Here is a 6237-nt window from a genome sequence, read left to right on the forward strand (position 1 = left end):
GCTGATTCCGAGCCTGGATTACACCACCTGCGGCWCTCYGATCGGACCTACCGGCGAATCGTCCTCGCTGCCAGCATCATGGCCGTCTTCGCCGGAATCATCGCCTGCAGCCGCCTCGGGCTCGTCCTCCGGCGCCGGCGTCTGGTCGCCCGCCGCGCTCGCCTTGCCGGCCAGATTCTCGCCGCCGCTTTGCATGACGGGCAGGCCGGCCGCCAGCAGGCTGCGAGGGCTGCCCGGATTCACGTCGGTCAGCATGCGGAGCACGAAGCTGCTCACTTGCCGCGTCGATACGCTCTCGCCATGCCCGCTGCTCTGGAACGCAGGCATCTCCATTCCAAGCATGTCCGCCAGAAAGGCGCTTGAAACCATGGATGCCAATCCTTTCATGGAGGAAGCCGGCGATGAAGGGTCCTGATGGCGGACAATCGTAGCGGCACCTGCCAGCACGAAGATGATCATGGAGCAGAGCGACAGCAGCACGAAGGTGCGTCCCGCAGCGAGAAACTCGCGGATGCGGAGACTGCTTTTTCCCAGATTGACGGCCATGATTCGTTTCATATCGGTTCTCCTCCCGAAAGCGGTTCTGCAGTTCTGAAAGCGAAAAACAGGATCCTGGTCTCTCAACTGTTTCTACTCTATGAGGAAAATGGAGATGATAGAACCGCATTCGAGAGAGGAGCCGGCGGCAGCGGGAAAAGCGCGCAAAAAAACAGCCCGCTCCTTGGCAGGAGCAGGCTGTCACTCTTTATTCGGAAAACTCTATCCGGGCCGTTATTGGCCCATCATGCCTCCGTCGACCGTGTACAGGGATGCGGTGACGAACGACGCTTCATCGGACAAGAGGAAGTTCATCACGGCCGCGACCTCTTGCGGCTCGCCGTAGCGGCCCAGCGGCGTGCTGTCCTCGTTGGCTTTTTTGAAGCCTTCGGGAGCTCCCGATTTGGTCTCGATCTGGCGCATCATGTTCGTATTGATCGTGCCCGGCAGCACCGCATTGACGCGGACGCCGTAGCCGGCCGCTTCGTTCGCCGCGACGCGGGTGAGTCCGATGACGGCGTGTTTGGACATAATATAGGGAGACATGCCCGGAGCGCCCATGAGGCCTGCCAGCGACGATGTATTCAGCACCGCGCCGGACTTCTGCTTTTTCATGACCGGAAGCACATGCTGCAGGCCGAGGAACACTCCGCGCACGTTGACGCTGTAGACGAGATCAAGCGTGGCGACGCTCTGGTCCTCGATGCTGCCCACGGCTCCTTCAATGCCGGCGTTGTTGGCGAAATAATCGATCGTGCCGAACTTCTCCACCGCCCGTTCGACGTAGTTCCGGACATCCTCTTCCTTCGAGACATCCGCCGCTACGGCGATCGTCTTGGCGCTGTCGAGGCCGAGCTCGGCGATGACGGCCTGCAAGGCCTCCTCCTTGAGATCGACGAGGACAAGATTGAGGTTCCGCTGAGCCAGACGCCGCGTCAGCTCTTTGCCGATTCCTCCCGCGGCTCCCGTGATGACGGCTGTTTTCGTTTGTTCGGACATATAGGATCGCTTCCTTATCGATAGATTTTTGGGGCAGGTCCGGCTGGGCGGACCCGCTTGAACCGATATCGGTTAACCGCTTACAGATCAAGCATACGCCTGGTGATAAAATGCCGCAATAAGCAGGCTCCGCCCGCTTTGTCGCCTAGTGGACAGCCGCAATCCAGCTGTCGCCCAATTCGGCAATCTTGCACATTCGGCCCGGGAATGTCGCATATCCGAGCGCATTTCCCTTGAGCGCCGCCCCGCATCTATACTGGACGGACAGACATTCGACAGAGAGGAGTCTCGCCGCGCATGGACAAACAGCTTGACCGCAGAGCCAAACGAACCCGCGAAGCCCTTCAGTCCGCCCTGATCCGGATCATCCGGAGAAAAGGCTACGAGGCGGCGACCATTCTCGAGATCGCCGAGGAAGCCGATTACAACCGCGGCACCTTCTACAACCACTACGCCGGCAAGGAAGAGCTGCTGGAGGAAATCCGGCTGGACTTCCTCCAGCAGTTCGCCGATCTTATTCTCGGGCCCTATCCGGGGATGAGCGGAGTCGGCGCCGCAGACATCTATCCTTCCAGCCTGCTTCTGTTCCAGCATGTCGAGCAGAACAAGGAAACCTTCCTGGCGCTGCTGGCGGTCGACAGAGGGCTCGGGGAAGACATGAACCGCGTCCTTAAGGACGCCATGAAACGGGACCTGGAGCTGAGCGTGGAGGAGCAGGATCCCGAGGTGGATCGGGAATTCATGTACAGCTACCTCGCCTCCGCGACGATCGGCGTCGTCATGTACTGGGCCGGTACCGGCTTCAAGTTCTCCTCCGACTATATGGCCAGGCAGCTGCTGCTGCAGATCAACAATCGCCTCGACTACATCGAATTCAAGCGGACGCAATGAAAAAACCGGGACAGCTTCCCTAAGAAAGCGTCCCGGTCGGAATCCCGCGGATCGATCAATGCGTATAAGCGGCCACGTTGGAGCTGTCCACCGCGTCATGCAGCGCCGCATTGAGTCCGCTGGCGATGACATTGGCGATATCCTCGATGAACTGGTCGATTTCCTTCGGCGTCACGAGCAGGTCATGCTTGAGCGGCGAAAGCACTTCCTTGACGAGCATGAGCCGCTCCGTCTCCCCGAGCTGATCCAGCATTCCCATCAACTGCCCGGTATCGCCCGCCTGCTGCTTGAAATGTTCCTTCATCATGTCGAACGCGCTGTTTACGACTGTCGAGGCGTAAACGACCGTCGGAACCCCGATGGCGATGACGGGAACACCGAGTATTTCTTTCGTGAGTCCCTTGCGCTTGTTGCCGATGCCGGATCCGGGATGGATGCCCGTATCCGCGATTTGGATCGTCGTATTCACGCGGTCCAGCGACCGGGAAGCGAGCGCATCGATGGCAATGATGAGGCCCGGCTTCGTTTTCTCCGCGATGCTCTGGATGATCTCGCTGGATTCGATGCCGGTAATGCCGAGCACGCCGGGGGGCGACGGCGCTTACGCAGCGGTAGCCCGGAGCGACCTGATCCGGCATCAGCTCGAAAAATTGACGCGTCACCATCGTATTCTCTACGACGAGCGGGCCGAGGGCGTCGGGAGTGACGTTCCAGTTGCCGAGCCCGACGATGAGCACGTTCGCGTCCTTGGCGACGCCGAGCTCCTGCAGGAAGCGCTCGAACTCCTGGGCGAACGAGGTCGCGACGCGATCTCCAAGCTCCGAATCATGCGTCCGCAGCTCGGGCACTTCGAAGGTGACATATTTGCCCATGACTTTGCCGATGGCCCGCGAGCCCGCCTCGTTCTCGACCGTCAGCCTTGTGATCGTGATGCCCTCGTCTTCCGTCGTCTCGGAGTGGACGCCGGGAATCGGCCCTCCGCTCGACTCCTCGGCCATTTGCTTCGCTTCCAGCGCCAGGTCGGTGTGAACCGCATAACGTCCCAAATCCAAATCATGATTCATGCGCCAACGCTCCTCTGCACGATTTGCCATTAGCTTGCTGATCCCGGATTCGTTTTATGCGGCCAGCATGTTTTATCCAGTCGTTCGTATTGCAATTTGGCAATGTGCATGATAAGATATTTTAAGTTGTGTTGCAGTATGGGGTCTTATCCCCTTTTGTAGGAGGTGAACCACAAGTGCCAAACATCAAATCCGCCATCAAACGCGTGAAAACGAGCGAGAAACGCCGCGCTCTGAACGCTTCCCAAAAATCCGCGCTTCGCACGGCTGTCAAAGCAGCTGACGCAGCGACTACCGGTACCGATGCGGAAGCAGCCAAGGCTGCTCTGATCGTCGCAACGAAAAAGCTGGACAAAGCCGTTACTAAAGGCCTGATCCATAAAAACGCTGCTGCCCGTAAAAAATCCCGCCTGGCCAAAAAGCTCAACGCCATTTCGGCGCAAGCTTAAGGACAAGCTGACAGCCCGTCTCCTTTTGGAGAAGGGCTGTTTTTCGTTTGCCCGGACGGGCTCCTCGGTTCCACCATCAGGATCGCGCGAAATGAAAAAAGAATTGCTGCGATCAGCAATTCTTTTTCTATCGACGCGGCTCTTCATGCCCGCCCGCTTTTCAATCCGGTTCCCATGGAGAGAAAGAACAGCTGCAATCCGAGCTCTTTGTTGATGCGCCCCGTCTTCATCGCGTAATCAAGCTCGGCGAGCGCCGATAGATGCTCGCCGAGCACGGCCGTCTCGAACTTGCGCGCCTTCTCCGCGGCCAGCTTGACCGCGTAGGGATGAAGGCCCAGCTGGCCGGCCATCTGCTGCGGCGAATAGCGATGCCGCTCCAGCTCCTTGATCTGCAGCATGATGCGCAGCTGCCTGGCGACGAGAGCGGCGATGCGGATCGGCTCCTCCCGCCGCAGCAGCAGCTCCCGATAGATCGTCAGCGTCCGGTCCATGTTCAGCTCCGCCATCGCATCGATCAGGGCGAACACATCCTCCTCGACCGTCGAGGCTGTCAATCGGGCGACGTCTTCGACGGAGATGCTTCCTTCCTCCCCTGCGAACAGGCAGAGCTTGTCCACCTCCTGCGACAGCGCCTGCATGCCGGTGCCGGCTCTCGAGACGAGCAGCGATGCCGCCTCCTCGCCTATGCTGCGGTTCTGATCCTTCGCCCTGCGGATGATCCAGGCCGCCAGCTCGCTCTCGGTAAGCTCCGGGAAGGCGACGAGCAGGTTGCGCTCCTTGAGCAGCTTGACGGCCTTGCGGCGCTCATCCAGCTTGTCTGCCTGGACCAGGAAGACGATGATGCTCGTATCGCTCGGATGCTCCATGTACGAGAGGAAGCGCTCCGCCTTATGCTCCACCTTCCCTTCCTTTGCCGCCGCGCACAGAAAGCTCGAATCCCTCGCCAGAATAATCTTCTTCGGCACAAAAAAAAGGAAGCGTCTCGGCTTCGCCGATGATTTCCTCCAGCGAGGTCTCGGACATGTCGTACCGGACGATGCCAAGCTCCCTCTCGTCCGGCGCCAGCAGCTTTTCCGTCAGCATCGTCGCGAATTGGCTCATCCGGTAACGGTCTTTCCCGAAGACGGCATATACGGGAGCAATCCTGCCGGCCCGAATATCCTTCACGGCGTCTTTGGCTTCCATGCCAGTCCCTCCTCCATGCTCATGTCGTCCCATCATAGGACACAACCTCCTGCTTAGGCAAGGGCAGCGCCCCTATTTGGCGCAGAGCCTTCCGGCTGGAGCAATGGCCATGCGTCCAAATACGGCTGTTGCTGCCGAAGAAATGGAATAATGCCTCCTCCTCCGGCACCGCAACCAAACAAAGGAAGGCTTCGCCGTCTCCGACGAAGCCTTCCTCTGCTTGCCTCTGTTTGCCGTACATCTATATAAACATCGCCGCCAGAAGCCCATGGTGCCTCTGCGGGATGGTCATACGATGCCAGGGAACGAGCATTCCGTCCCGCCTGCATGCCGCCTGCTATACCATACGCGCATGCCCCGCGGTTCGTGCTTGTACGCCGATCAGGATTTTTGCTCCTCCACGGTGCCCTCGGCGGCTACGATCTTGAATTTCTTGACGGCTCCGGAGCTGTCCTTGACCTCGACCGCAAGGGTCGTGCTGTCCGAGCTCCAGGATGGAGAGCCCTGAAGCTCGCCGTCCATCTTGAGCTCCGCCAGCTTCTTGTCCCCGCTGTCGAATACTTCCAGCAGTGTGCCGGTGACCGTGTAGCTGTACTTGCCGTCCGGAGATGCAGTAGAAGCCGCAAGTCCTTGGCCGGCGATTCCTTGTTCCATGCCCGGCGATGGAGATGCCGGAGGGCTCGGGAATTGGGCGATTCCCATGGATGGTCCTCCCATGTTCGCAGAGCCGGAATTGTTCGGATCCGCCTTGTCGAACCCGCTCGCTCCCCCAATGCCTCCGACCCTGGCCGACGGGGGTGGGGACGTCGACGCCTTCGTGCGCGAGCCGCCTCCCGTCCCGCGGCTGCCGTCGGAGACCGCCGTCGGAGATGTGGCGGGCTCGCTTGATCCCGTCCCCTCTTCCACGGACTTCAAGGCCGCTCCACCGGTATCCGCAGCTTCCTGAACAGAATACTCCGAGGCGTTCCCCGCAGCGGCAGGCGCCTTGGATTCCAGCATGGCGGTCTGCCTGTTGGGATGAGGACCGTTCAGGCTGACGGCGAGAATGATGGCCGCCGCCGCAACGGCGGTCGCCCCTCCCCATGCAGCCGTTCTCCGGCCGAGCCAGCCCG

At 60.0% G+C, this 6237-nt stretch carries 7 protein-coding genes and 1 pseudogene; 2 read left to right on the forward strand and 6 right to left on the reverse strand.

Features of this window, described 5'->3' with window-relative positions:
- Nucleotides 1-18: 18 nt before the first annotated feature.
- A complete protein-coding gene (locus BN871_RS23925) occupies nt 19-558 on the reverse strand; it encodes a hypothetical protein (protein WP_048749439.1) in 540 nt (179 codons plus the stop codon).
- A 213-nt stretch (nt 559-771) separates the two neighbouring features.
- A complete protein-coding gene (locus BN871_RS23930) occupies nt 772-1536 on the reverse strand; it encodes an SDR family NAD(P)-dependent oxidoreductase (protein ID WP_048749441.1) in 765 nt (254 codons plus the stop codon).
- Nucleotides 1537-1833: 297 nt separating this feature from the next.
- On the opposite strand from BN871_RS23930, the gene BN871_RS23935 reads away from it, so the two are divergent.
- Nucleotides 1834-2427 carry a TetR/AcrR family transcriptional regulator gene (locus BN871_RS23935; protein WP_048749444.1) on the forward strand — a complete coding sequence of 198 codons (594 nt, stop codon included), beginning with the start codon at nt 1834-1836 and terminating at the stop codon, nt 2425-2427.
- 55 nt (nt 2428-2482) lie between these two features.
- Here BN871_RS23935 and gpr read toward each other — a convergent pair.
- A pseudogene (gpr, locus tag BN871_RS23940) lies at nt 2483-3491 on the reverse strand (GPR endopeptidase).
- A 176-nt stretch (nt 3492-3667) separates the two neighbouring features.
- On the opposite strand from gpr, the gene rpsT reads away from it, so the two are divergent.
- Nucleotides 3668-3940, forward strand: coding sequence for a 30S ribosomal protein S20 (gene rpsT, locus BN871_RS23945; protein WP_021881778.1), 273 nt, complete (start codon nt 3668-3670; stop codon nt 3938-3940).
- A gap of 143 nt (nt 3941-4083) precedes the next feature.
- Here the strand turns inward: rpsT and holA are convergent, their stop codons facing one another.
- From holA to BN871_RS28665, 3 genes are all read right to left on the reverse strand, one after another.
- Nucleotides 4084-4905, reverse strand: coding sequence for a DNA polymerase III subunit delta (holA, locus tag BN871_RS23950; protein ID WP_232313302.1), 822 nt, complete (start codon nt 4903-4905; stop codon nt 4084-4086).
- Nucleotides 4829-5125, reverse strand: a complete 297-nt coding sequence (locus BN871_RS29440) for a hypothetical protein (RefSeq protein ID WP_232313304.1) — start codon at nt 5123-5125, stop codon at nt 4829-4831. Before BN871_RS29440 ends, holA begins: the two co-directional genes overlap by 77 nt.
- A 381-nt stretch (nt 5126-5506) precedes the next feature.
- On the reverse strand, nt 5507-6237 hold a 731-nt coding region (locus BN871_RS28665), incomplete at its 5' end, for a hypothetical protein (protein ID WP_048749447.1).

Source organism: Paenibacillus sp. P22 (assembly GCF_000469945.2).
Taxonomy (GTDB): Bacteria; Bacillota; Bacilli; order Paenibacillales; family Paenibacillaceae; genus Paenibacillus_O; species Paenibacillus_O humicus.